The sequence below is a fragment of the Mesorhizobium sp. W067 genome (genome assembly GCF_054719525.1).
On record NZ_JBTTII010000001.1, the window covers coordinates 773,106 to 795,174 of the forward strand.

At 64.7% G+C, this 22,069-nt stretch carries 21 protein-coding genes; 10 read left to right on the top strand and 11 right to left on the bottom strand.

All coding sequences use genetic code 11. From position 1 onward, the window contains the following. Nucleotides 1-336: 336 nt before the first annotated feature. The gene (locus ACYG97_RS03785) at nt 337-690 is read left to right on the top strand and encodes a cupin domain-containing protein (protein ID WP_023688994.1); all 354 of its coding nucleotides are present in this window, start codon (nt 337-339) and stop codon (nt 688-690) included. Nucleotides 691-1,453: 763 nt separating this feature from the next. Here ACYG97_RS03785 and ACYG97_RS03790 read toward each other — a convergent pair. The 4 genes from ACYG97_RS03790 to ACYG97_RS03805 all read right to left on the bottom strand — a co-directional run bounded on the left by ACYG97_RS03790 (nt 1,454) and on the right by ACYG97_RS03805 (nt 5,331). Further along, nucleotides 1,454-2,281 (bottom strand): metal ABC transporter permease, encoded by an 828-nt coding sequence (locus ACYG97_RS03790; protein WP_023685454.1) that lies wholly within the window; start codon nt 2,279-2,281, stop codon nt 1,454-1,456. Next, nucleotides 2,265-3,059 (bottom strand): metal ABC transporter ATP-binding protein, encoded by a 795-nt coding sequence (locus ACYG97_RS03795; protein WP_023685455.1) that lies wholly within the window; start codon nt 3,057-3,059, stop codon nt 2,265-2,267. Before ACYG97_RS03795 ends, ACYG97_RS03790 begins: the two co-directional genes overlap by 17 nt. A gap of 26 nt (nt 3,060-3,085) precedes the next feature. Then, entirely contained in the window at nt 3,086-3,967 is an 882-nt protein-coding gene (locus tag ACYG97_RS03800) for a metal ABC transporter solute-binding protein, Zn/Mn family (protein WP_023712495.1), read from the bottom strand. Between the two features lie 302 nt (nt 3,968-4,269). Beyond that, on the bottom strand, nt 4,270-5,331 hold the full coding sequence (locus ACYG97_RS03805; protein WP_023695499.1) for a maleylacetate reductase: 1,062 nt from the start codon (nt 5,329-5,331) through the stop codon (nt 4,270-4,272). Between the two features lie 309 nt (nt 5,332-5,640). On the opposite strand from ACYG97_RS03805, the gene ACYG97_RS03810 reads away from it, so the two are divergent. The 6 genes from ACYG97_RS03810 (at nt 5,641) to ACYG97_RS03835 (ending at nt 12,541) form a co-directional block, all read left to right on the top strand. Beyond that, nucleotides 5,641-6,525, top strand: a complete 885-nt coding sequence (locus tag ACYG97_RS03810; RefSeq protein ID WP_023695498.1) for an AraC family transcriptional regulator — start codon at nt 5,641-5,643, stop codon at nt 6,523-6,525. A 228-nt stretch (nt 6,526-6,753) separates the two neighbouring features. Further along, entirely contained in the window at nt 6,754-7,818 is a 1,065-nt protein-coding gene (locus ACYG97_RS03815; protein WP_023672498.1) for an ABC transporter substrate-binding protein, read from the top strand. 151 nt (nt 7,819-7,969) lie between these two features. Continuing rightward, complete coding sequence (locus ACYG97_RS03820; RefSeq protein ID WP_023715131.1) at nt 7,970-8,794, top strand: ATP-binding cassette domain-containing protein; 825 nt, start codon at nt 7,970-7,972, stop codon at nt 8,792-8,794. Next, nucleotides 8,791-10,050 carry a sugar ABC transporter permease gene (locus tag ACYG97_RS03825; RefSeq protein WP_023733954.1) on the top strand — a complete coding sequence of 420 codons (1,260 nt, stop codon included), beginning with the start codon at nt 8,791-8,793 and terminating at the stop codon, nt 10,048-10,050. The genes ACYG97_RS03820 and ACYG97_RS03825 overlap by 4 nt, the downstream gene beginning before the upstream one ends. Nucleotides 10,051-10,078: 28 nt before the next feature. Beyond that, nucleotides 10,079-10,807 (top strand): SDR family oxidoreductase, encoded by a 729-nt coding sequence (locus tag ACYG97_RS03830; RefSeq protein ID WP_023733955.1) that lies wholly within the window; start codon nt 10,079-10,081, stop codon nt 10,805-10,807. 126 nt (nt 10,808-10,933) lie between these two features. Then, complete coding sequence (locus ACYG97_RS03835) at nt 10,934-12,541, top strand: FGGY-family carbohydrate kinase (RefSeq protein WP_023733956.1); 1,608 nt, start codon at nt 10,934-10,936, stop codon at nt 12,539-12,541. Nucleotides 12,542-12,551: 10 nt separating this feature from the next. Here ACYG97_RS03835 and ACYG97_RS03840 read toward each other — a convergent pair whose 3' ends face one another. From ACYG97_RS03840 to ACYG97_RS03865, 6 genes are read right to left on the bottom strand one after another with little or no spacing between them, the layout of a single operon-like run. Further along, nucleotides 12,552-13,481: a phosphatidate cytidylyltransferase gene (locus tag ACYG97_RS03840; protein WP_027048767.1), complete on the bottom strand. Its 930-nt coding sequence runs from the start codon at nt 13,479-13,481 to the stop codon at nt 12,552-12,554. A gap of 39 nt (nt 13,482-13,520) precedes the next feature. After that, a complete protein-coding gene (locus ACYG97_RS03845) occupies nt 13,521-14,189 on the bottom strand; it encodes a lysophospholipid acyltransferase family protein (protein WP_031262250.1) in 669 nt (222 codons plus the stop codon). Between the two features lie 3 nt (nt 14,190-14,192). Next, a complete protein-coding gene (locus tag ACYG97_RS03850) occupies nt 14,193-14,627 on the bottom strand; it encodes a hypothetical protein (RefSeq protein ID WP_023693832.1) in 435 nt (144 codons plus the stop codon). 10 nt (nt 14,628-14,637) lie between these two features. Then, the gene (locus tag ACYG97_RS03855) at nt 14,638-15,987 is read right to left on the bottom strand and encodes a phosphatase PAP2/dual specificity phosphatase family protein (RefSeq protein ID WP_050590393.1); all 1,350 of its coding nucleotides are present in this window, start codon (nt 15,985-15,987) and stop codon (nt 14,638-14,640) included. A 4-nt stretch (nt 15,988-15,991) separates the two neighbouring features. Further along, entirely contained in the window at nt 15,992-17,773 is a 1,782-nt protein-coding gene (locus tag ACYG97_RS03860; RefSeq protein ID WP_031262253.1) for a bifunctional alpha/beta hydrolase/class I SAM-dependent methyltransferase, read from the bottom strand. Between the two features lie 41 nt (nt 17,774-17,814). Further along, entirely contained in the window at nt 17,815-18,417 is a 603-nt protein-coding gene (locus ACYG97_RS03865) for a CDP-alcohol phosphatidyltransferase family protein (protein WP_023733961.1), read from the bottom strand. 238 nt (nt 18,418-18,655) lie between these two features. On the opposite strand from ACYG97_RS03865, the gene ACYG97_RS03870 reads away from it, so the two are divergent. The 3 genes from ACYG97_RS03870 to ACYG97_RS03880 are packed head-to-tail and all read left to right on the top strand — an operon-like array spanning nt 18,656 to nt 21,416. Continuing rightward, complete coding sequence (locus tag ACYG97_RS03870) at nt 18,656-19,657, top strand: sugar phosphate isomerase/epimerase family protein (RefSeq protein WP_023733962.1); 1,002 nt, start codon at nt 18,656-18,658, stop codon at nt 19,655-19,657. Then, nucleotides 19,654-20,529, top strand: coding sequence for a MurR/RpiR family transcriptional regulator (locus ACYG97_RS03875; protein ID WP_023730361.1), 876 nt, complete (start codon nt 19,654-19,656; stop codon nt 20,527-20,529). Before ACYG97_RS03870 ends, ACYG97_RS03875 begins: the two co-directional genes overlap by 4 nt. Further along, entirely contained in the window at nt 20,526-21,416 is an 891-nt protein-coding gene (locus ACYG97_RS03880) for a ribokinase (protein WP_023733963.1), read from the top strand. Before ACYG97_RS03875 ends, ACYG97_RS03880 begins: the two co-directional genes overlap by 4 nt. A gap of 141 nt (nt 21,417-21,557) precedes the next feature. On the opposite strand, the gene ACYG97_RS03885 is transcribed toward ACYG97_RS03880, so the two are convergent. Beyond that, nucleotides 21,558-22,058 carry a hypothetical protein gene (locus tag ACYG97_RS03885; protein WP_245260826.1) on the bottom strand — a complete coding sequence of 167 codons (501 nt, stop codon included), beginning with the start codon at nt 22,056-22,058 and terminating at the stop codon, nt 21,558-21,560. Nucleotides 22,059-22,069 lie beyond the last annotated feature (11 nt).

Genomic DNA, 22,069 nt, shown 5'->3' on the forward strand with positions numbered 1-22,069 from the left:
AAGATTCCGCCCTATGGTCGATATCGCAATGCAACAAATCTAACGCAGTGCAACATTGGGGGAGATGAACTGCCAATCTCCCCCCTTGAGGGGGAGATGGCCGCGAAGCGGCCAGAGGGGGTCGTCTCGCGTGAAGCGCCAACTTCCGTCTGGTGCAGGGCGCCGCGTCCAGTCGAACCGACCCCCTCTGTCGCCTTCGGCGACATCTCCCCCTCGAGGGGGGAGATTAGCGCGCGCGTTCGCCAATCCCCGACGCCACACGTCGGCCCTTGCGTTGCCCCTGTCGCACGCATCGGCTATCCAACCGGCAGCCATGCAATTCGAACGGAGCCTCCCATGACCAACACCACCATTTTCAAATTCGGCGCTGTCGAGCATGCCGAGGGCGGCGACTTACCGGGCTGGATCGTTGTCGCGGGCCGGCCGACCATGCAGACCGCCGTGCAGCACACCACCGCCGACGGCAAGGTGCTGTCGGGCACCTGGCGGGCCTCGCCCGGCACTTATCACGCCACCTACACCGACTATGAGTTCGTGCACATGATCGCCGGCCGCATCATCATCACGCCCGATGGCGGCACGCCTGTCGAGGTCGGTCCGGGCGATGCGTTCGTGGTCGAAGCCGATTTCAAGGGCACCTGGCAGATCCTCGAGCCGGTAACCAAGCACTTCGTCGTCAAGCTTGCTTGATCGACGTAGTCAAGCTTGCTTGATCGACGTCGCCAGGGTCGCCTGATCGGCTCGTCGTCAGGCTTGCTTGATCGCGTCGTCAGGAGTGCCTGATCGGTGCCGATACACGTCGGCCGGCGCGGTTCATCGCCAGCGTCCCCCTCGCCCAGCAGGGGGAGGGGGACGTAGCGAAGCGAATATCGGTTAAGAGGGCGTCACCTCGTTCGCTTCGAACCGATGCGGATCGAAAAGCTGAGACGATGGCGTTCTGCGGAGCCTGGTCGAGATAACGCAGGCCAGGACTGCTGCCGGGTCGCCGGCGCGTCAGCCAAGAGCGAGCGGCGCACTTCGAGAGTGCATGCCGCCCGTCCGGCGCCGGGCCGTCAATGCTGTTGTTACGAAACCCCCCAGCCCCGTCTCAACCGCCACGGCCATGGCGTGACCCATGGCTTGCTATACGCATGCAGCACCGCGGTCTGTCAACGCCGCCCGCGATGGCCGCGGGGGGTCGCCTTTGCACCTCCCGGCCAGCTTCCAACCGGCCGCGCGGACGCCATTCGCCGCTGCAAAATGCGCTTGAAATGGCGGTTTTCCGGGTGTTCCGGCCGCTCCGGAGCGGCCCTTTGGCGCGACAGAGGTCGCGATCTAGGCGATTGGATGAATTTGTCTTTCGCGGCTGAAACGTTTCAGGAGCCGATTTGTAAACCTGACTTTTTTTGGGTGTATTTCCCTCACGTCAGTTTTGCACTCCAGCCGGCCCGATCGACCCGCCGGAGGGCAAGCCTCAGGGGCCGGCGTCGGCGCTCTGAGTCTCTCGGACCGACGGGCGCCGGACCATGCCGCTGACGACATAGGCCGCCGCGCCCAGCGCCGTGATCCAGAAGCTCGTCGGCCAGTCGGTCAGGAAGGCGAGCGTCAGGCTGATCCAGGCGATGATCACGGCAAGCGCGATGGACGTCAGCACGCCGGCTCCGACGCCGCTAGTAAGCCTGAGCGCGGTGGCTGCAGGCGCCACCATCAGCGCGAAGACGAGCAGCACGCCGACGATCTGCACCGCCTCGGACGTGGCGACGGCGACCAGCACCATGAACAGGGTCGAGACAAGAGTGAGCGGCACGCCGCGCGCTTCGGCGAGTTCCGGCTGCAGGCTGGCGAACAGCAGCGGCCGCGCGATCAGCAAAAGCGCGACAAGGATCGCCACCGCCAGCACCGCAAGCACGATAACGGTGCGCAGGCTGATGCCCAGCACATTGCCGAACAGCACGTTGGTCGCCTGCGAGGCGAAGGCGGTGTAGAAATGCAGAAACAGCAAGCCCAAGCCGAGCGACAGCGTCAAAACGATGCCGATGGCGACGTCGCGATGCGCGCGTTCGCCGAGCAGGCCGATGCCGATGCCGGCGGCGACGGTAAACACGGTGAGGCCGAGAAACGGCGACAGCCCGATCAGGCCGGCGCCGGTGGCGCCGGGAAAGCCGACATGGGAGAGCGCATGACCGGCGAAGGTCTGGCCCCGGAGCACGAGGAAATAGCCGACCGCGCCCGAAACGATGCCGACGATGGTGCAGGCATAGAAGGCGTTGCGCATGAATTCATAGTCAAAGATCGTGGACATGCGCCCCGCTCTCCAGTTCGACATCGTCGGCCATGACGAAGATGCGGCCGGCAACCCGCACCACATTGATATGCGTGCCATAGAGTTTCGACAGCACCGGACCGCTGATGACCTCGTCGACGGAACCGATCGCCGCCTTGCGGTTGCCGAGATAGAGCACGCGGTCGACGGCGCGCAGCAGCGGGTTGATCTCGTGCGAGCAGAACAGCACGGCAATGCCGAGCCGCTCGCCGATCTGATGCACCAGGTCGATGATCGCGCGCTGATGGCCTGCATCGAGGCTGATCAGCGGCTCGTCGAGCAGCAGCAGTTGCGGATTGCCGATCAAGGATTGCGCGATCAGGATGCGCTGGCGCTCGCCTCCGGAAAGCTCGCCCAGCGGCCGCCGCGCAAGGTCGCCGGCGCCCACCTCTTCAAGAGCCTTCCACGCCGCCTCCTTCTCGGCAGCCGATGCGACGGGCCAGCCCCAGCGATGCCCGCCGGCGGCACTCAGCACGAAGTCGAGGCCGCTGACGCCGACATCGCCAAGCGCGCGCCGCGCCTGCGGCATATAGCCGATGTCGGCGTTGCCGCGCGTCGGCGATTTGCCAAGCACCGAAATGGCGCCGCCGGCCGGTTTGATCAGGCCGAGAATGGCGCGCAGCATCGTCGTCTTGCCGGCGCCATTGGCGCCGAGCAGGCCGACAAAGGCGCCTTGCGGTAGAGAAAAGGAGACGTCGGATAAAACCCGGCGTCCCCCATAGGTCAGCGTGACCTTGTCGAATTCGATTGCGTTCATTTAGTCACATTCATTCGCAGTCACATTCATTGTGTGCGGGCGGCGAGCGCCTTCTGGACCGCGTCGATCTGGCCGCCGAACCAGGTCTGGATCGTCTGGCCCGCCGGTTCCGTCTCGGTGACGCCGATGACCGTGACCTTGTTCTGCTTGGCGATGTCGAGCAGCCTTGTCGTTGCCTCGTCGGTCACCTGCGAATTGTAGAACAGGATCTTGGCCGAGCCGTCCTTCAGGCTGTTTTCGAACGCCGCCACCTGCGTGGCGCTCGGCTCCGCATCGTTCATCAAGGCCACCTGGAAATCGTAGTTCAGCATCTTGAGACCGAGCGCTTCCGCCATGTAGCCGAAGACCGGCTCGGTAGCCGTCACCTCGGTGCCGGCATAGGTGTTCTTGACGTCGGTGATTTCCTTGTCAATGGCCTCGAGCGAGGTCTGGAATGCCTTCAGGTTCGTCTCATAATACACGGCATTGGCCGGATCGCGCTTGGCAAGGTCGGCGCTCAGCGCCTTGGCGATGGCCGGCAGCGTCGCCGGGTCGTACCACAGATGCGGGTTGTCGCCCGACTTCTTGCCGATCAGGTCGGCGGCGACGATGGTCGTGCGATCCTTGGCTGTCGAGGCCGACAGCAGCTTGTCCATCCACGGATCGTAGTCGGCGCCGTTATAGATGACGATCTTGGCGTCGGCGATGGTGCGCGCCGTCGACGGGCTGGTCTCGAACAGATGCGGATCGTCATCGGGATTGGCCAGGATGCTGGTGACGGTGACGTTGCTGCCGCCGATCTGGCGGGCAAGGTCGCCATAGAAATTCTCGGCCGCCACGATGGTCAGCTTGTCTTCGGCGCGGGCAGCCGTGCCGGTCAAAAGCGGCACCGCGACGAGCAGCGCGGCGAGAAAGGGAATGCGACGCATCCGTGGTCTCCTTGCAGTCTGAAAGGTATGTCGCCGGAGAGGCGGGCTGTGTAACTGTATAACAGTAACAATATAACGTTTGCGTCGAAAATACGGCTGATGTCAATGGGCTTTTCGAGCCGCGCAGTTTTTCACGCGCACAAAAGCGTGAGCGGCCTGCGCCGTTCAGGCGGAGCCACTCATGCCTGTCGGCTATATGCGAAAGGGCAGGCGATCGCCGGCACCGCGAGGCCGCCGCGAGCACACCGGTCGTGGCGGTATCCTGATGAATTCGCGGCGGGTAAGTTCCTTGCTTGTTGCCGTCAGTTTTGCGGACGCCTTCCCTCCCACGCGTCCTGCAACAGGGCGCGGATTGCGGCGCGGTCGAAAGGCCGCGGATTCCAGTATGGGTTCCTGGTCGCAATCTCGGCGGCGCGGTCGAGATCGGCCTGCTTGAGGCCGAGTTCTTTCAATGTAAGGGGCGCGCCGACCGCCTTGGCGAAATCGTGGAGACCGCTACCGGCGCTGCCGTCAAACAAGTCGGCGACCGGCTTCAACAAGTCGGGCACCGCGACGGCGTTGAAACCGATCGTGTGCGGCAACATCACCGCATGCGTCTCGGCATGCGGCATGTCGAAAGAGCCGCCGAGCGTGTGACAGATCTTGTGATGCAGCGCCATGCCGACGGCGCCGAGCACCGTACCGCACAGCCAGGCGCCGTAAAGCGCATCGCCGCGTGCATCGATATTTCCAGGCTCCTTGGTCAACACCGGCAGCGCCGCCGTCATGGCGCGCAATCCTTCTTTCGCCATCAGGGTGGAAATCGGATGGCGATCCTGCGCGTAAAGCGCTTCGGCCGCGTGCGCCATGGCGTTGAGTCCTGACGCGACGCTCATCGCTATCGGCAGGCCGACGGTCAGCTCTGGATCGTAGATCACCACTTCCGGCAGGATCCTTGCGTCACGCATTGTGGTTTTTTCGCCGTTCTCGGTCTGACCGAGGATCGGCGTCACCTCCGAGCCGGCATAGGTGGTCGGGATGACGATCTGCGGCAGGTCGGTGCGCCAGGCGATCGCCTTGCCGAGACCGGTGGTCGAGCCGCCGCCAAGCGCGACAACGCAGTCAGCGTTGACCTCGGTCGCCTTGGCCATTGCCGTTTGGGTTACCTCGACCGGCGTGTGCATGGCGGCGCCCGAAAAGGTGCCGGCCGCCAGCGCGCCGAGGGATTTGGCAAGCGCCTCGCCGTCGGCAGCCCGATGCGGCGTCGACAGCACCAGCGCGCGATTGCAGCCGAGTTTTTCGATCCAGGTGCCCACCTCGGACGACGCGCCATTGCCGAAGACAATATGCGCAGGGCTGCCGGAATAGGTGAACGTCCTTGTCATGCCGATCCGCTCCCTTTGCATATTATCACTGTGACGGAGCCGAAATCGAGCGACCAGCTCTCGCCGCCGGCGACATCGTTTGCGTCGTCACCGTCTCGCAAGCGGGGCCTGATCTCTCCCGCGTACTCGCAAACGTATCGCCTTGACCACAAAAACGCCAAAAAAGTATCAGTGAGGTGGACACACCGTGGTGGCGGCTGCATGAATTGCCGCCTAAGCTTCGATCACTGCAGAGAGCGGCAAACGCGGCCTGCGGGAGATGGCACTGCAACTGGTCGCATGACCGGACCGGCGCCGGGAGGAACTGACATGAATCCGGACTTGGAAGTCGTCCAGATCAGACGCGGCGAGTCGTTCAAGGCCTGGGCCCACGGCTACCCCTTCCACACGGTGCGCTGGCACTTCCACCCCGAATACGAAATCCATCACGTCGTCGCCACCACGGGCCATTATTTCGTCGGTGACTTCATCGGCGAGTTCGAGCCCGGCAATCTCGTGCTCACCGGCCCGAACCTGCCGCACAACTGGGTCAGCGACGTGCCGGCAGGCGCCAGCGTGCCGCTGCGCGGCCGCGTCGTGCAATTCTCGCAAGAGTTCATCGCAGACGCCACCGCCGCGTTGCCGGAACTTGCCGGTTGTGAAAACATTCTCGAGCTCAGCCGCCGCGGCGCGCTGTTCTCCACCGCTACCGCCAAGCTCGCCGCACCTGTGCTGGCCGAACTGGTCGAGGCGCAAGGCGTTCGCCGCATCGCGCTGTTCATGGAGCTGATCGATATTCTGAGCCGCGCCGCCGATGTACGGACGCTGACCAGCGCCAGCTATCTGCCGGATCCCTCAGGCTTCATGTCGGCCGGCGTCAACAAGGCGCTTGCCTTTATCAACGCCAACCTGACCGAGCCGTTCAGCGAAAGCGATCTGGCGGCGATTGCCGGGCGCAGCCCGAGCGCGTTTTCGCGCAGCTTCCGCCGTCATACCGGCATGGCGCTGGTTCAGTACGTCAACCGGCTGCGCATCAACCTTGCCTGCCAGTTGCTGATGAGCGAGGCCGACATGCCGATCACCGAGATCTGCTACGCCGCCGGCTACAACAACATCTCGAATTTCAACCGCCAGTTCCTGACCCAGAAAGGCATGTCGCCTTCGCGCTTCAGGGCCCTGCTGGCGGAAAACGTCAGCGCGGAGATTGCCGCCTAACAGGGAGGACCGGGAGGAGCCTAGACATTTACTGAGGTAAGAACGCGGGGTGCGTTGGAGGCGCCCCGTGCTGGAGATCGCTTGTCCCGAAATCCAGAGATATCAAGAGGATGCGCAGCACGGATCAAGTGCTCCGTTGTTCCTCGCAACAGCCGACTGCAGTCAAGGCCCGGCGCCATGTGGTGTCCAAGGCTTCATGAAACCATTCCTTGAAACGGAGCTATCGAAATGACCAGATTTGCCTGGAAATCGACGGGAGCCATCGCGCTCACTCTTTCTCTTCTTGGCGGCACCGCTGCCTTTGCCGCCCCGGTTACCGACGCCACGGTCGCCTTCTTGATGCCCGACCAGGCCTCGACGCGCTACGAGCAGCACGACTATCCCGGCTTCGTCGCCGAGATGAAAAAACTCTGCCCCGGCTGCAAGGTGATCTATCAGAACGCCGATGCCGACGCCTCGCGCCAGCAGCAGCAGTTCAACTCGGTGATCTCGCAAGGCGCCAAGGCGATCGTGCTTGACCCCGTCGACTCGACCGCCGCCGCCTCGCTGGTCAAGCTGGCGCAGAGCCAGGGCGTCAAGGTCATCGCCTATGATCGCCCGATCCCGACCGCACCTGCCGACTTCTACGTCTCGTTCAACAATGAAGGCATCGGCAAGGCCATTGCCGACTCGCTCGTCGAACACCTCAAGGCGCTGAAGGTCGACCCCGCCAGCGGCGGCCTGCTGCAGATCAACGGATCGCCGACCGACGCGGCCGCCGGGCTGATCAAGAAGGGCATCCATTCCAGCCTCGACAACAGCGGCTACAAGATCCTTGCCGAATACGACACGCCGGAATGGGCGCCGCCGAAGGCGCAGCAATGGGCAAGCGGCCAGATCACCCGCTTCTCCACGCAGATCGTCGGCGTCGTTGCGGCCAATGACGGCACCGGTGGTGGCGCCATCGCCGCCTTCAAGGCCGCCGGTGTCGATCCGGTACCGCCGGTGACCGGCAACGACGCGACGATCGCCGCACTGCAGCTGATCATCGCCGGCGATCAGTACAACACCATCTCCAAGCCGAGCGAGATCGTTGCGGCGGCTGCCGCCAACGTCGCCGTCCAGCTTCTGTCGGGCGAGACGCCGAAGGCCGAAATGACCCTCTACGACACCCCATCGCAGCTGTTCACGCCGGCGGTGGTGACGCAGGAAAACCTCAAGGCCGAGATCATCGACAAGAAGATCAACACCGCCGAAGAGCTCTGCGTCGACCGCTATGCCGAAGGCTGCAAGAAGCTCGGCATCACAAAGTGACAATGCAGGTCGCCCAAAATCGCGCAGCGGTTTTGGGATAAGACATGCATAAAAGGATGACCTAGAATCCTGATCCTGCTTTCCGGCCGCCCTTGCGGCGGCCGGAAGTTCGCAGTCACTCTTGACCGTCCATCCGGAAAGGTTTGCCACCATGTCTGACATCTCTGACGGACCGGTTTCGGCAGGCGAGCTGGTGCTCAGCCTGCGCGGCATCTCGAAGAATTTCGGCGCCGTTTCGGCGCTCACCGATATCGATCTCGATGTCCATGCCGGCGAGGTGGTGGCGCTGGTCGGCGACAATGGCGCCGGCAAGTCGACGCTGGTCAAGATTCTGGCCGGCGTCCACCAGCCGAGCTCGGGCACCATCAATTTCCGCGGCAGGCAAGTGACGATGCCCGACCCGAGCGCCGCGCTGACGCTCGGCATCGCCACCGTCTTCCAGGATCTCGCACTGTGCGAAAACCTCGACGTCGTCGCCAACATCTTTCTCGGCAAGGAGATCAACCCGCTGCGGCTGGACGAGGTGGCGATGGAAATTCGCGCCTGGACGCTGCTCAACGAATTGTCGGCGCGTATTCCAAGCGTCCGCGAGGCGGTCGCCTCGCTGTCCGGCGGCCAGCGCCAGACCGTGGCGATCGCCCGCTCGCTGCTGCTCGACCCCAAGGTCATCCTGCTCGACGAGCCGACCGCCGCTCTTGGCGTCGCCCAGACGGCGGAAGTGCTGAACCTCATCGACCGGGTGCGCGAGCGTGGGCTCGGCGTGCTGATGATTAGTCACAATATGGAGGACGTGCGCGCCGTCGCCGACCGCATAGTCGTGCTCAGGCTCGGCCGCAACAACGGCGTCTTCGAACCCGACGCCTCGAACCAGGAACTGGTCAGCGCCATCACCGGCGCCGCCAACAATGCAGTGTCGCGCCGCGCCGAACGGCGCAAGGCCGCCGAACAAGCGAACAATCAGGAGCAGCGGCCATGAGCGCGGAGCCCAAGCAGGACACCTCCTCATCGACGGCGCTCGACCGCAGCGACGTGCGCGTCAAGCACCAGGCCGGCGTTGGTGGCGCCATCAGCGCCTTCTTCGACCGCGTCCGCTCCGGCGACCTCGGCTCGTTGCCGGTCATCGTCGGCCTGGTCATCATCTGGAGCGTGTTCACCGCCCTCAATCCGGTCTTCGTCTCGTCGAGCAATCTGGTCAATCTCCTGTTCGACTGCTCGACCGTCGGCGTCATCGCGCTCGGCATCGTCTGTGTGCTGATGGTCGGCGAGATCGACCTGTCGGTCGGCTCGATCAGCGGCTTTGCTTCGGCCATGGTCGGCACACTGTGGGTCAACCAGGGCTGGCCGGTGGCGCTCGCCATCCTCGCCGCGATCGCCGTCGGCGGTTTCATCGGCGGGCTCTATGCCTTGCTGTTCAACCGGCTCGGCATGCCAAGCTTCGTCTCGACGCTCGCCGGCCTGCTCGCCGTGCTCGGCCTGCAACTGTATATTCTGGGCTCCACCGGCTCGATCAATCTGCCCTATGGGTCGGACCTGGTGAATTTCGGCCAGTTGCTGGTCATGCCGGACTGGCTGTCCTATGCACTGGCGGCATTGCCCGGCATCGTCATGCTGATCAGCGGCCTGCGCACCGTCAGCCGCCGCCGGGCCGTCAATTTGTCGGCGCCGTCTGTCGGCGGCCTCATCGTGCGCGTCGCCGCCCTGACCATCCTGCTAGAACTGATCGTCGGTTATCTCAACCAGGCGCGCGGCATACCGTGGATGTTCGGCCTGTTCGTCGGCCTGGTGGTGGCGATGAACTATGCGCTGACCCGCACCCAATGGGGCCGCTCGATGACCGCCGTCGGCGGCAACCGCGAAGCGGCGCGCCGGGCCGGCATCAAGGTGCGCTCGATCTACCTCAGCGCCTTCGTCATGTGCTCGATGTTTGCCGCCCTCGGCGGCGTCCTGTCGGCGGCGCGGCTGGCCTCCGCCAGCCAGCAGGCCGGCACCGGCGACGTCAACCTCAACGCCATTGCGGCGGCGGTCATAGGCGGCACCAGCCTGTTTGGCGGCCGTGGCAGCGCCTATTCCGCGCTGCTCGGCATCATCGTCATCCAGTCGATCGCCAGCGGGCTGACCTTGCTCGATTTGTCATCGTCGCTTCGCTACATGATCACCGGCGCCGTTCTGGCAATTGCGGTCATCGTCGACTCCCTGGCACGCCGCTCGCGGGTTTCCCACGGCCGAGCCTGAACGCAACCGCAATCGATACGAGGATAGAATGGCTCAGGATTTGAGTGGAAAGGTCGCGGCGATCACCGGCGCCGCGTCGGGCATAGGCCTGGAATGCGCGAGAGCGCTGATTGCCGCCGGCGTTCGCGTTGTGCTCGTCGACCGCGCCGAAGACGCGCTGAAAAGCGTCTGCACCGAACTCGGTCCCGACGCGATCCCGCTGGTGATCGATCTGATGAAGCCGGCCAGCGTCGCGACGATGATGCCGCAAATCCTGGACAAGGCCGGCCCGCTCGATATCTTCCACGCCAATGCCGGCGCCTATGTCGGCGGCCCGGTGCTCGAAGGCGACCCGGATGCCTGGGACCGCATGCTGAACCTCAACATCAATGCGGTCTTTCGTTCCATCCACGCCGTGCTGCCGCATATGGTCGAACGAAAGACCGGCGACATCATCGTCACGTCCTCGATCGCCGGACTGGTGCCGGTGGTCTGGGAGCCGATCTATACGGCATCCAAGCATGCCGTGCAGGCCTTCGTCCACACGGTGCGCCGGCAGGTCGCCCCGCACGGCCTGCGCGTCGGCGCGGTGCAGCCGGGGCCGGTGGTGACAGCGCTGATCAGCGACTGGCCGAAGGACAAGCTTGAGGATGAACTGGCCAAGGGCGGCCTGATACAACCGGTCGAGGTCGCCGAAGCCGTGCTGTTCATGCTGACGCGGCCGAGAAATGTCACTATCCGGGATCTGGTTATCCTGCCGCAGAGCAATGATTTGTGAGGCGTTAGGCGGTAGGAAATGGGGAGAGGCTCTTGCAACTGACGGTTCACTGCTGACCATCTCGCCTACTGCCTACTGCCTACTGCCTACTGCCTACTGCCTACTGCCTAACTTCTGAGGTTCCCCATGTCCCACTTCCTCGGCATCGACGTCGGCACTGGCAGTGCCAGGGCGGGGGTGTTCGACAGCAAGGGCACCATGCTTGCCTCGGCGAAGCGCGACATCGCTCTATTCATCGAGCCCGGCGAAATCGCCGAACAGTCGAGCGAGGACATCTGGCGTGCGGTTTGCGCCAGCGTGCGCGAGGCGGTGACCAAGTCGGGGCTCGCTGGGCGCGACATTGCCGGCATCGGCTTCGACGCCACCTGTTCGCTGGTCGTGGTCGGCCAGGATGGCGCGCCGTTGCCGGTCGGCCATTCCGGCGATGCCCAGCGCAACATCATCGTCTGGATGGACCATCGTGCGCTCGATCAGGCGCAGCGCGTCAATGCCGGCAAGCACGCCGTGCTCGATTATGTCGGCGGCACCATATCGCCGGAGATGGAAACGCCGAAGCTGTTGTGGCTGTGCGAAAACCTGCCCGCCACCTTCGATGCCGCCGAGCATTTCTTCGACCTCACCGACTATCTGACCTGGCGCTCGACCGGCAGCCTGGGGCGTTCGATCTGCACGCTGACCTGCAAATGGACCTATCTCGGCCACGAGCGGCGCTGGGACGAAGCCTATTTCCGCGCCATCGGCCTCGGCGCGCTCGCCGATGAAGGCTTTGCCCGCATCGGCACCGAGATCGTCGAGGGCGGCACCGCGCTTGCCCAAGGCCTGACTGAGGCCGCCGCGGCCGATCTCGGCCTGTTGCCGGGAACGCCGGTTGCGGCCGGCCTGATCGATGCCCATGCCGGGGGAGTCGGCACGGTTGGCGGGCAGGGCTCCGTCGGCACCTTGCAGTCGCGCATGGCCTATGTGTTCGGCACTTCGGCCTGCACCATGGCCAGCACCAGCGAGCCGGCCTTCGTGCCCGGCGTCTGGGGCCCGTATTTTTCCTCGATGGTGCCGGGGCTTTGGCTCAATGAAGGCGGGCAATCGGCGGCGGGTGCTGCAATCGACCACCTCGTCGCTTTCCATCCGGCCACCGCTGAGGCATCCGCGAAAGCCAAGGCGGAAGGTCTCGGCCTGACCGCTTGGCTTGGTCAGCAGGCGGCGGAGCAGTCCGCCGACCTGTCCGCCGTAGCGCACCTGGCCGATGGACTGCATGTCGTGCCGGAATTCCTCGGCAACCGCTCGCCCTTCGCCGATCCCGAGTCCAAGGCCTTGATCGCCGGGCTTGGCATGGACACGTCCCTCGACAGTCTGGTCGCGCTCTATGTCGCCGGCCTGCTGGGCATCGGCTACGGCGTGCGCCAGATCCTTGCGGCGATGGCCAACAAAGGCATCGCCATCGACACTATCGTCGTCAGCGGCGGTGCCGCGCAAAGCGAGCTGGTACGTCAGCTTTTGGCCGACACCACAGGCCTGACCGTCGCCGGTTCGACCTCGCCCGAACCGGTGCTGCTCGGTTCGTCCATATTGGCGGCGGTGGCGGCGCAAAAATATCCCGATGTGATCGCGGCGATGACCGGCATGTCGCGCATCGGCGACATCTATCGCCCGGCCGGCGGCGATCTGGTGCCTTGGCACGACAAGCGCTTCGCCGCCTTCGAACTGTTGCAGCAGGCGGGCCGCGCGATCCGCGATTGAGCGGCTTCGCTCACGTCCAGAAATAGCGGACGATGTGGAAGAACACCGGCGCGGCGAAGACCAAGCTGTCGGCGCGGTCCATCATGCCGCCATGGCCTTCGATGAGGTGGCCCCAGTCCTTGACCCCCTGGTCGCGCTTGATCGCCGACGCCACCAGCCCGCCGAGGAACCCCATCAGGCAGGCGATGAAGGCGACGCCTGCCGCCGCCAGCGGCGAGAACGGCGTCAGGAACGACAGCAGCGCGCCCAGAAGGCTCGATGCCACCAGCCCGCCGACCAGCCCTTCCCAGGTCTTCGAGGGCGAGACGGAGGGCGACAGAAGATGCCTGCCGAACAGCTTGCCGAAAATGTATTGCAGCACGTCGCTGCCTTGCACGGTGATGATCAGGAAGGCGATGAGCAGGAGGTTGCGGCCCTCGAAACCGGGCACGTTGAGGGTCAGCAGCGCCGGCACATGGCTGACGCAGTAGACCGAGATCATGACCGCCCATTGCTGCGCGGACACGCGCTCGAGGAAGCGCTCGGTGTCGCCGTTGAGCGCGGTGACCGCCGGCATCAAGAGGAAGCAGTAGACGGGGATGAAAATGGTGAAGAGCCCGTACCAGGCGGTCCACACCAGCCAGTACTGGAAGGGAATGATGATGCCGAACATGCCGAGCAGCACCCAGTGGTCGCTGCGCCGGCTGTGCGTCAGCGTCACGAACTCGCGCAGCGCGGCAAACGAGATCAGCGCAAACAGGATGGTCATGCCGGTGCGGCCGAAGAAGAAGGCGACGGTGATCGCCAGCACCATCACCCACCAGGCGTTGATGCGCTGGTTCAAGTTGACGAGCGTCGAGGGCAGCGGCTTCGGCGCCCGCCATGAGAGGATACCGGCAACGATGCTCGCCATGGTCAGCACGCAGATCAGGCCGGCCAGCAGGATGACGGTTTCATGCATTGGCGGCAGTGTCATACGAAGTCTCTTTGCCTTGTCATGCTAGTGGTCCCGATCGGGACGCGGGTTGAGCGACAGCAGCGTCTGGCGGGCGCGCTCGAGGAAGGTGCGGCGTTCTTCGCCGGGCGCGATCGCCACCGGCGGACCGAAGACGACGCGGCACAGAAGCGGCACCGGCAGGAACTGGCCCTTGGGCAGCACGCGCGACATGTTCTCGATCCAGCACGGGATGAGTTCGACATCGGGCCGCGCCATCGACAGATTGTAGAGGCCGGAGCGGAACGGCAGCAGATCCGCCTCCGTCGTGTTGCGAGTGCCTTCGGGAAACAGGATCAGCGAGTGGCCGTCGTCGAGCACCGACAGCATGATCGAGATCGGGTGTTGCGTTTCGTCGGTCCACTGCCGGTGGATGAGCACGGACGACAGCATGTCCTGCGCGATGAAGCGGCGCAGCCACGACTTGCCCCAATATTCGGCCGCCGCGATCGCATGGGTCCGGGCGCGCACCTTCTCACTCAGACAGGCCGACAGCAGGATGAAATCACCATGGCTGGCATGGTTGGCGAAGTAGATGCGCTGCCGCTCCGACGGCTGGCTGCCGTTCCAGATTGGTCTGACGCCGGTTACCACCCAGGCCGCCGCCGACAGGCCGACCGACGTCACCGTCTGCAGCAAGGTGAAGGTGTTGGCGCGCAGGTGAAGTTTTGTCATGGCTCAAACAAATGCTGCGAAAAGGGATGCCGCAGCAAACATGGCGAGCGCCATGCGCTGCCTTGTCAGCAGGCGGCGCGTGCCTGCCATGCGATGGTCGAGCGAGCGGCCGCCGGCAGTGGTGGATTTCAGGCGCATGCGCGCCAGCACATCGTCGACCGCGGCACCCCCGGCGGCCTCGCTGGCGTGGCTTGCCATCAGCCGGAACAGCAGCGCATCGAACAAAAGCAAGGCCGAAAGAGCCAGCGTCGCCACGGCGCTCGCCGCCGCGACCAGCCAGGCCGCCGCGGACAGCGCTGTCGTCTGCGGTCCGGCCACCAGGCCGATGACCGGCGCTGCCATCACAGCCGCGACCACCAGCAGGATCGGCCACACCGCCTGCACCATCAGCCCGGCGGCGAATATTTCGGCCTTCTCGGGAAAATTGTCGCCACTCATGCCGGCCAACTCATGTCGGTTCTTCCAGCCCCGGTTCTTCCAGCCCCGGTTCATCCAGCCCGATCTGAAGGTGCACGGGCCTGCCCGACGCGGCGAGTTTCTTGCGCGCCTGTGCAGCTGTGTACGAGCGCCCCGTCACCACCAGCCAGTCGGCGACGACGGCTGCACTGCGCTGGAAGCCGAGCGCGCAGCAGACCAGGACGGTGCCGCGCCGGCGCGCCAGCTCGATCGCCGCCACCGCTCGCTCCAGCCTGTCGTGAGGCGGCGCCACGAGGTCGAGCATCGCGTAGCTGATCCAGCGGCAGGTCACGCCGCGCGGCCGTTCCATCTCGCCGGCAAGGTCGATCACTGTGCCGAAGCGGTTGGCCTCGTCGGCACTCGGAAACCGGCCGAGGAAAACACCGTCGGTGATCTCCGCTTGCGGCGCCAGTTGGCGGGTCCATACCCACACATTGATCCGGGCGCCAAGCCGGTAGGGCAGGAGCAGGATACGGTTGGCCAGTGAGACGCTACCATCGGCTGCCTTCTGGAACACTTTGGCGCCGGCCCCAGCATAGCCGAAGGCGACGATGGCCAGCGCCAATGCCGGCCACAACAGGATGAGAAAATCGGCGGAGACCAACGCGCCCTCGGCAGCGCCGGCCAGGGCAAGGGCCGCCCCCAGCCCGTAATAACCCGCCAGCCGCCGCGCCCTTGGGTCGGCGGTCAACCGAAAACCCCAGAATGGCAGCTCGCCCTTGGACGGAAACAGCCACAGCGCAAACAGGCCGAGCAGGGCGCCGGTCGGAATGTCGATGAAATGATGCTGCCAGGTCGTCAGCACCGAGGCGCCGATGAGAAAACACCAGACGTGCCAGACCGGGCGGAGAATGCCGCCGAGACGGTGACGTGCCAGAACGTGACGCCAATGGTCCCAGATGATCACCAGCAGCGCGATGTGCAGGGATGGCGCCTGGTTGAACGGCTTGTCGAAACCACCGAGCACCGCAAACAGAAAACCCGGCAGGCCGGTGGTTTCCGGCCGCACGAAGGTCGCCGTCAGCGGGAACGCGATGAAGCAGGCGACGGCAATGATCTGCGCCGAGAGATAGCGGCCGGCGAGCCGGTCGACGCCGCGCCTGGTCGTGTTGAGCAACAGCGACAGGCCGTAGAACAGATCGATAGACCAGTAGGGCACGATCGTCCAGGCGACGAACGGGATGGCGTGTTCCCAGGCAAACACGATGCTGCCGACATGGTCGCGCCGCGACGCCAGCCAGTTGGCAAAGCCATAGGTCGAATAGAAGAACGGCGCCAGCAGCGCCAGCCAAAGGGCGGCCCTCAGCACGATATCCAAATTGTGTTCCCGAGCCGGGGCCATGGTCTCAGACGCGCCGAGCGACCGAAACAGTGAAGATGCCCCATTGGTCGATGCGCTGGTCGATCTTCTCGAAACCGGCCGCCGTCACCAACTGGTCCATCTCGCCCTGCGAGCGCCGCCGCATCACCCATGCCTGGCCGCCGCGATGCGAGGTCAGGCTGCGCGCGATCATCTCCAACTGCGGATGCCATGGCTGGTTGGTGTAGACGAGCAGGCTGCCGGGTTGCATGGCGCTGGCCAGCCCGCCGAGCGAGCGGGAAATCATCGTGTTGTCGGCGAACAATTCGTAAAGCCCGGAGACGATGGCGAGGTCCGGCGCCGGCTTTTGCCCGGCCAGCATGTCGGCATCGAAGGCGTCGGCCTGATGGAAGGTGACGCTGGTCGGCAGCTGCCGCTCGGCGATCAGCTTCGAACCCAACCCGACATTGAGCTCGGAATAATCCTGCAGCCGCACGCTTGCTGGCGGTTCAGTGCATTTGGTGACGGCATCGAGCACATAGCGGCCGTGACCGGCGGCGATGTCGAGCATGTGGACGGGACGGCCGGCTGCCTTCAGGCTGGCGGCGGCGTTGCCGATCAGCTCTTCCAGATGCAGCTTGCGCTGGCGGATGCCGCGCCAGCCGATCGCGTCGAGGAAGGTGCGGTCGATCATGCGGCCGATGAAGCCGGTGCCGCGCGCGTCGTTCTCGTAGACATAGTCGAGCGTCGAGCCGGAATCGAAGCCGGTGGCGATGCCAATCTTCATGCCCGAAGACAGCCAGGCGCCCATGCGGATCGAGGCGCGACTCATCGCCCAGAAAATTCCCTTGGGCGACAACAGCGTCAGCGGCGAGGCGAGCCTCTCGGCCTCGTCGCGGGTGTAGCCGGCGCGGTCGGCCTGAAGCAAGTCGATGGTTTTCTCCGGCGTGGCAAATTGCTTTTCGAGGAACGGCCGGATCAAGTCCAGCGCCTGCTTGCGATCGCGCTCGCCCAGCGTGTCGTGGAAGAAGCCGGGCAGCACATGCCGCTCCTTGGCGCTGCTGCCGAGATTGACGAAGAATTCGTGCTGCGGTCCATGCCGCACCACCCAATCGCTGCCGGAGATCAAGAGCTGCGTCGGCACGGTGATGGCGCGCGCGTCCGAGACGATGCGGGCAGCGTGGTCGTAAAGCTCGACCAGGATGTTGGAGGCGATCGGTCGCGTGATCAGCGGATCGGCGTCGAAGGAAGCGATGCGCTCGGCATCATGCGTCAGGAACTTCGCCTTGACGTAGGAATTGACGAAGAAGCGGCCCTTGAGCTTCTGCCACAGCGCAATGCCCTCTTTGGCGAAGGGCACGTAGAGCTTGACCGAAAAGGCCGGTGAAGCCACCACCAGCGCGCGGATGTCGGGCGCATAGTCATGCACCCAGGCAGCGGCCAGCACGGCGCCGAAGGACTGCGCGATCAGCGCGATGTCGCGCTGGCCAAAACCATCCCGGCTGATCTCACGCACCAGGCAGTCGATGTCACGAACCAGGGCGGCAAAGGACGGCGCATAGCCGCGCTCGCCGGCCGAGCGGCCATTGCCGCGCGCGTCCCAGGCGTAGAAGGCATGATCGGGCATGGCGAGTTCGTCGACCAGATGCGCCATGCGGCCGCCATGCTCGTGGCCGCGATGGAACAGAAGGATCGCACCCTTTGGCGTCGACTCGGCGGCCGGCCAGTAGCGGTAGAAGATCTCGGTGCCGTCATGGCTCTTGAACGTGCGCTCCTGCGCGATGCGCTCGAGGCTCGCCGGTGCTCCGGCTGCAATGGTCTGGTGGATCATGGTTTCCCTCTGGCGGTCGGGTGCCTGACGCTTTGGCATCATGCGCCGCCCGCTCTAAGGCCGCCGCGTATCCGGTTGATGGCGGTTACGACTGACAGTGTAGCCATGACCGGAAACACAAACGGCGCGATCCCCGCCACCCACAGGCCGCAAGCGAGGAGAAAGCCGATGACGCCGAGCACCAGGGCTCGGTCGCTCTTGCCGAACGGCCCGGCATAGTTGCGCCCGCTGCCTGCGGCAACGCCAAGCACGCCGGCGAACTCGACAAGCATGGCGGTAATAGCGAAGGCGACGACACCCCAGGCCGGGAACAAGGTGGCAAAGGCCAGGATCAGCGCCAAGTCCGAGACGACGTCGCAGAGTTCGTTGAGATACATGCCGAGTTTTGATGCTTGCCCATGTTCCCTGGCCAGCATCCCGTCAATGGCGTTGAGCGCCATGCGCACGAACAGCACCACCGGCATCAAGAGGAAAACCAGGGGATGGAAGGCAAAGGCCGCGACCACCAGGCCTGTGGCGGTGGAGAGCGCGGCGGCGAGAAGCGTGATCTGGTTGGCGGTGACGCCGGCATCGGCCAGCCGGTCGGCCAGCGGCCGCAGCCTGGCCTGAAAGGCCGGTTTCAGTTGATAAAGCGTTGGCATGTGCGATCCCCCAACCGCGGCTCATGACAGTGTCGGCGAGATTGGTCAATCGGCAGGCAGGGCGCAAGGGCTCGCACCAGTATCCGCACCGTTGCGGGACTCGAAACTCCCGAAATGGATGCTGAGGCGGAGCCGAAGATCTCGGCCAAGCAGGATGTTGCGCGCTACAAACCGTCTCGCAAATGAGAACTTTACAAATATTCGTATTTGTGTGAAGTAAATCACTGAAAGGTCGATCATGACAAACAGTCGCTTCGCCACCCGCCTGAATTCCTTCGCCTCGCGGCCGCAAGCCGAATGGCCTGATCTCACCGGCAAGCCGTCCATGCTGCAGATGGCAGCCCGCGCGGCCAAGGTCGACGGGCTGACCGATCTTGATCTTAATTTCCCCGACCATGTCAGTGAAAAGCCGGCTGAAATCCCCCGAAGGCTCGGCGATCTCGGGCTTTCCATCAATGGCTTTGCCATGCGTTACTACTCCAATCCGGCCTTCAAGCTCGGCGCCTTCACCAATCCGGACCCAGCGGTGCGCCGCGAAGCCATCGACTTGACCAAGGCCGGTATCGATGCGGTGCGCGCGGCCGGCGCCAGTCTGATGACGCTGTGGCTGGGCCAGGATGGCTTCGACTATGCATTTCAAACTGACTATGCGACGCTCTGGCAGCACGAAATCGAGGGGGTTCGTGAAGTTGCCGCGCATGATCCCGGCTGCCAGATCAGCCTGGAGTACAAGCCTAACGAACCGCGCTCCTACTCGCTGATGCCGGATGCGGCGACCACCTTGCTGGCGATCCGCGAGGTCGGCCTACCCAATCTCGGCGTCACGCTCGATTTCGCCCATGTGCTCTATGCCGACGAACAGCCGGCCTTCGCCGCGGCGCTGATCGCTCGCCACAGCAAGCTGCTCGGCGTCCATCTCAACGATGGCTATGCCAAGCGCGACGACGGCCTGATGGTCGGCGCGGTGCACACGCTGCAGACCATCGAACTGCTGTGCCAGATCCGTCGCGACGGCTACGCCGGCGCCATCTACTTCGACACTTTCCCCGACATGACCGGGCTCGATCCGGTGCGCGAATGCGAAGTCAACATCGCCACCGTCAAGCGCCTGCTGCGCGTTGTCGACCGGCTGGAGAAGGATAACCGCCTGTCCGCCGCGATGGCCAGCCAGGACGCCGTGACGTCGCAGGCTATCGTCCAGGAAGCCATGCTCGGGCCGGAGACGAGGGGACGTGGATGACGTTGAGCAATCTCGATCTGAAAGCCGTGGGGCCGCGCATCCGCATGATGATGCCGCATCTCACCCCGCTTGAGGCCAAGGTGGTGGAAACCGTCTTCGGCCGGCGCGGTTTCGACGAGACCATTCCGCTCAAGCAGATCGCCGAGGAGGCCGGCGTGTCGGAGGCGATGGTGGTCAAGATCGCCAAGAAACTCGGCTTCTCCGGCTACCGCGACTTTCGCACCGCCGTCTATGAATACAGCCGCCTGCCGACCGCCGAGATGCACCAGGAACTGTCGGTCGACGACAGCTCGGCCGAGATCGTGCAGAAAGTGTTCCGCACCTCGATCCAGGCGCTGGAGGAGACGCTCGCGATCCTCGACATGGACGATTTCGACCGTGCCGCCGATCTGCTCTACCGCGCCAGGAACCGCGATTTTTATGGCGTCGGCGGCTCCGCCCAGATCGCCCGCGACGTCTCGCACAAATTCCTGCGCATCGGCATCCGCGCGTCTGTCTATGACGACTCGCACATGATGCTGATGTCGGCCTCGCTCCTCGGCGCCGACGACATCGCCGTCGGCTTCTCGCATTCCGGCAACACGTCGGCCGTCATCGACGCCATCCATCTTGCCCGCAAGAGCGGCGCCCGCACGCTGGCCATCACCAACTACGACAACTCGCCGCTGGCCCGGATTGCCGACATCGTGCTGTGCTCGACGGCGCAGGGATCGCCGCTGATGGGCGAGAACGCGGCGGCCCGCATCGCGCAGCTCAACATCCTCGACGCGCTGTTCGTGGCGGTGGCGCAGCGCGACTACCAGGCGGCGGAGCGCAATCTCGGCCGCACCATGTCGGCGGTCACCTCGAAGCGAAAAGACCGCGGCACATGACGGTTCCGCTGGTCACCGTCTTCGGCAGCCTGCACTACGACATTATGGTCGACGCGCCCGACCGTCCGCGCAAGGGCGAGACTGTGACCGGCCATGCCTGGCAGCCGAAATGCGGCGGCAAGGGCGGCAACCAGGCGGTCTCGGCGGCACGCGCCGGCGTGCGCGCGGCGATGATCGGCGCCGTCGGCGACGACGATTTCGGCACGGCGCTGCTGGCCAATCTCGATCGCGCCGGCGTCGATCGCCGCTTCGTGCGCGTGGCGGCAGGCGCAGGCTCCGGCATGAGCGTGGCGATCTTCGACAGCGATGGCGACTATGGTGCGGTGATCGTCTCCGGCAGCAATCTCATCCTGGGCGGTGATGACATCGCGGCTGCGGGCGAGGTGGTGGTACAGACGGCAGTGCTGTTGCTGCAGAACGAAGTGCCCGATGCCGCCAACATCGCTGCCGCGCGCGCGGTGAAGGCATCCGGCGGCCGCGTCGTGCTCAACGCCGCACCGGCGCGAACACTGTCGGCCGAATTGACCGCGCTGACAGACATCGTCATCGTCAACGCCATCGAAGCGGAATTTCTCGCCGGTGTTCCGGTCGTCGATACCCTCGCCGGCGCAGCCGAAGCCGCGCGGCGGCTGATCGATACCTACCCCTCGGCGATCGTCACCGCCGGCGGCGAAGGCGTCGCCTATTGCGACCGGACCGGCGCGGCCTTCGCGCTGGCGGCCGTCCCGGTCAAGGTCGTCAGCACCCATGGCGCCGGCGACGAATTCGTCGGCGCCTTCGCGGCAGGCCTCGCGCGTGGCCATCCGATGGAAGCGGCGATCGCCACGGCCAATGCCGCCGCCGCCTCGCTGGTGGCGACACCGGAGGGAAAGCGCAGCTCGCGTTGAAAACTCAGGCCGCATGTTGCGCCTCCAAAACCCGTGCCCCCGTCGATGAGCGAAACGGCAAACCGGGCGCGGCGAGAACCTGCTTGGCTTTGCCCTGACGGAGGCGCGGGACCAAGCTGCGTGGTCGAAAGTCGGGAGCCCTCAGTCCGCTTCGCCGGCCGAACCTTTGCCGCACTGCGCCAGCACCTTACCGATCGCAGCGCTCGAGCCCGTCAGCGGAAAGCTGTTCTCGCCATATTTGTCGGCCGTAACCGTGACGTCGCCCTTGCCGCGCAACAGGCCGAGCAGTGGATCGTCTTTGCTCAGCTCAGCCGTGAAGTAATTATACATGGCTTCGAGGTCGAGCTTTTTGGTCACGCTCTTGTCACCACCCTTGAAGGTGAAGGAAGCGCTGATGCCGGGCTCCAGCTGCTGGCCGGCCGCACCCAGATCGTAGCTCAGCACCGGCTTGTCGAAACAGACGAGCATCAGATGCGCATCGGCCTTCGGTCCGCCGCACACCGAAGCCGTCAGCACGCTGCCGCCTTCGTCTTCTTCCATCTTGGCTCTCCAGTTGCAGGACGCGGCAAAAGCCGGCTGCGCGGCTTGCAGCGCGGCCAGAACGGAACCTGCCATGATGAACTTCGCCAATGCACTTTGCATGATCCCCTCCC

What these genes read in the sequence shown, in the direction of transcription:
- ACYG97_RS03785 (WP_023688994.1), top strand. Translation starts at nt 337, where the DNA reads ATGACCAACACCACCATTTTCAAATTCGGCGCTGTCGAGCATGCCGAG.
- ACYG97_RS03790 (WP_023685454.1), bottom strand. Translation starts at nt 2,281, where the DNA reads ATGTCCACGATCTTTGACTATGAATTCATGCGCAACGCCTTCTATGCC.
- ACYG97_RS03795 (WP_023685455.1), bottom strand. Translation starts at nt 3,059, where the DNA reads ATGAACGCAATCGAATTCGACAAGGTCACGCTGACCTATGGGGGACGC.
- ACYG97_RS03800 (WP_023712495.1), bottom strand. Translation starts at nt 3,967, where the DNA reads ATGCGTCGCATTCCCTTTCTCGCCGCGCTGCTCGTCGCGGTGCCGCTT.
- ACYG97_RS03805 (WP_023695499.1), bottom strand. Translation starts at nt 5,331, where the DNA reads ATGACAAGGACGTTCACCTATTCCGGCAGCCCTGCGCATATTGTCTTC.
- ACYG97_RS03810 (WP_023695498.1), top strand. Translation starts at nt 5,641, where the DNA reads ATGAATCCGGACTTGGAAGTCGTCCAGATCAGACGCGGCGAGTCGTTC.
- ACYG97_RS03815 (WP_023672498.1), top strand. Translation starts at nt 6,754, where the DNA reads ATGACCAGATTTGCCTGGAAATCGACGGGAGCCATCGCGCTCACTCTT.
- ACYG97_RS03820 (WP_023715131.1), top strand. Translation starts at nt 7,970, where the DNA reads ATGTCTGACATCTCTGACGGACCGGTTTCGGCAGGCGAGCTGGTGCTC.
- ACYG97_RS03825 (WP_023733954.1), top strand. Translation starts at nt 8,791, where the DNA reads ATGAGCGCGGAGCCCAAGCAGGACACCTCCTCATCGACGGCGCTCGAC.
- ACYG97_RS03830 (WP_023733955.1), top strand. Translation starts at nt 10,079, where the DNA reads ATGGCTCAGGATTTGAGTGGAAAGGTCGCGGCGATCACCGGCGCCGCG.
- ACYG97_RS03835 (WP_023733956.1), top strand. Translation starts at nt 10,934, where the DNA reads ATGTCCCACTTCCTCGGCATCGACGTCGGCACTGGCAGTGCCAGGGCG.
- ACYG97_RS03840 (WP_027048767.1), bottom strand. Translation starts at nt 13,481, where the DNA reads ATGCATGAAACCGTCATCCTGCTGGCCGGCCTGATCTGCGTGCTGACC.
- ACYG97_RS03845 (WP_031262250.1), bottom strand. Translation starts at nt 14,189, where the DNA reads ATGACAAAACTTCACCTGCGCGCCAACACCTTCACCTTGCTGCAGACG.
- ACYG97_RS03850 (WP_023693832.1), bottom strand. Translation starts at nt 14,627, where the DNA reads ATGAGTGGCGACAATTTTCCCGAGAAGGCCGAAATATTCGCCGCCGGG.
- ACYG97_RS03855 (WP_050590393.1), bottom strand. Translation starts at nt 15,987, where the DNA reads ATGGCCCCGGCTCGGGAACACAATTTGGATATCGTGCTGAGGGCCGCC.
- ACYG97_RS03865 (WP_023733961.1), bottom strand. Translation starts at nt 18,417, where the DNA reads ATGCCAACGCTTTATCAACTGAAACCGGCCTTTCAGGCCAGGCTGCGG.
- ACYG97_RS03870 (WP_023733962.1), top strand. Translation starts at nt 18,656, where the DNA reads ATGACAAACAGTCGCTTCGCCACCCGCCTGAATTCCTTCGCCTCGCGG.
- ACYG97_RS03875 (WP_023730361.1), top strand. Translation starts at nt 19,654, where the DNA reads ATGACGTTGAGCAATCTCGATCTGAAAGCCGTGGGGCCGCGCATCCGC.
- ACYG97_RS03880 (WP_023733963.1), top strand. Translation starts at nt 20,526, where the DNA reads ATGACGGTTCCGCTGGTCACCGTCTTCGGCAGCCTGCACTACGACATT.
- ACYG97_RS03885 (WP_245260826.1), bottom strand. Translation starts at nt 22,058, where the DNA reads ATGCAAAGTGCATTGGCGAAGTTCATCATGGCAGGTTCCGTTCTGGCC.